Origin of the sequence: Hymenobacter lutimineralis (assembly GCF_008271285.1) — a bacterium.
Lineage (GTDB): Bacteria > Bacteroidota > Bacteroidia > Cytophagales > Hymenobacteraceae > Hymenobacter > Hymenobacter lutimineralis.
The window spans coordinates 1-1189 of sequence record NZ_VTHL01000052.1 but is presented as its reverse complement, the minus strand read 5'-3'; the positions used below and the strand labels follow the sequence as shown (position 1 = coordinate 1189).

1 protein-coding gene is annotated in these 1189 nt (G+C 60.1%); it reads left to right on the top strand.

The window, feature by feature from the left end; translation table 11 throughout:
• The first annotated feature begins 73 nt into the window (after positions 1-73).
• A protein-coding gene (locus tag FY528_RS21125; protein WP_149072990.1) for an IS3 family transposase occupies positions 74-1149 on the top strand; the annotation gives its coding sequence in 2 pieces (ribosomal slippage) (positions 74-326 and positions 326-1149; 1077 coding nt in all).
• The last annotated feature ends 40 nt before the right edge of the window (positions 1150-1189 follow it).

Sequence of the window (1189 nt, the reverse complement as noted above, 5' to 3'; positions counted from 1 at the left end):
TGTACGCTTCCCTAGAAAGTGAGCCAGTAGTGAGTAGAGAAAGCCGTAACTTTCACTACCTGACGACTGATAAATGAAAAAGGGACGATTCAGCGAGGCCCAGATTGTGGCCATTCTGCAACAGCAAGCCAGCGGGCAGACCGTGGCCCAGATTGTGCGCGAGCACGGCTTGAGCGAAGCGACATTCTATGCCTGGAAAAGCAAATACGCCGGGGCCAGCGTGGCGGAGCTCACCCGGCTCAAGCACCTGGAAGAAGAGAATCGTAAGCTCAAGCAGATGTTCGCCGACCTGAGCTTAGAGAATCAGGCCATCAAGGAGATACTGCGAAAAAAGTAGCCAGCCCTGCGGCGCGACGCCAGGCAGCGCAGGGCTTAGTAAGCAAAGGCTGGAGCCAGCGCCGGGCGTGTGCCTTGGTGGGGCTGGCGCGTGGCAGCTATCACCCCGTGGCACACGGGCGCAACGATGAGCCCGTGCAGCAGGCCCTGCGGGCGTTAAGTGGGCGGCATCCGGGCTGGGGATTCTGGAAGCTGCACCACCGCCTGCGCAAAAACGGGCTGCTCATCAATCACAAACGCACGTTACGCATCTATCGGGCACTGGCGCTGCACCTGCCCCGGCGCCTGAAAAAGCGCGTGCCCGCCCGCGTCAAGCAGCCCTTAGCCGTACCCAAGGCCGCTAACGGGTGCTGGTCGCTCGACTTTACGAGCGACGTGTTGACCGATGGCCGCCGCTTCCGCACGCTCAACGTGCTCGACGACTACAACCGCGAACTGCTGGGCGTGGAAGTTGACTTTTCATTGCCGGCCAGTCGCGTCGTGCAGGTGCTCACGCGCTTAGTCGAGTGCCATGGCCGCCCCACGCAGCTGCGCACCGACAACGGCCCGGAGTTTATCAGCGCCAAATTAAGCGAGTGGTGCGAGCAGCAGGGGATAATTCTGCATTGGATTCAGCCGGGCAAACCGACACAGAATGCCTACATCGAACGCTTCAACGGCTCGTTTCGCCGCGAACTGCTCGACGCCCACTTGTTTCGCTCGCTGGTCCATGTGCGCCAGCTGGTGGACGAGTGGCGGCACGACTATAACACCCAACGGCCCCACCAGGCCTTGAATTTCATGACCCCACTCGAATTTAAACAAGCCGCTTAACCTCTGCCTACCACTGGCTTATCGAACGGGGAAGCGTACA